We start from the raw sequence: 343 nt of genomic DNA, 5'->3' as shown, positions 1-343 counted from the left end.
CAAAAGGTGTTGACAAGCAGACTGGAGGTATTGTTAGACTATCTAAAGGTGTTAATAACCACTCTTAAGGTGTTGTTACACCATCTAAAGGTGTTGGTGAGCAGACTGAAGGCATTGATATCTATACTGGAGGTGTTAACCTATTTATTGCAGGCGTTTTTGATCGCACTACATAGTATAAAGCGACACTAGTGGAAATATAGTGGCCAATTATCGGAGTAATTTAATTTTTGGAAAGAATTAATATGTTAGTTATATTTAAAACGCTTTTAACCAACAATAAGCTAAAACCTATTTGTGACACTAAATCGAACTATACCAATCAAAGCTGCCGAACACCGGC

At 36.2% G+C, this 343-nt stretch carries 1 protein-coding gene; it reads left to right on the top strand.

Going from position 1 to position 343, the window contains the following annotated elements; genetic code table 11:
- Positions 1–192, top strand: a 192-nt coding sequence (locus KEM10_RS24155) for a hypothetical protein (protein WP_212221072.1), incomplete at its 5' end; no start/stop codon positions are given.
- Positions 193–343: the final 151 nt, after the last annotated feature.

This window comes from Carboxylicivirga linearis (assembly GCF_018271995.1).
Lineage (GTDB): Bacteria > Bacteroidota > Bacteroidia > Bacteroidales > Marinilabiliaceae > Carboxylicivirga > Carboxylicivirga linearis.
The sequence above is the reverse complement of the archived record's forward strand: the minus strand, read 5'-3'. Positions and strand labels throughout refer to the sequence as shown.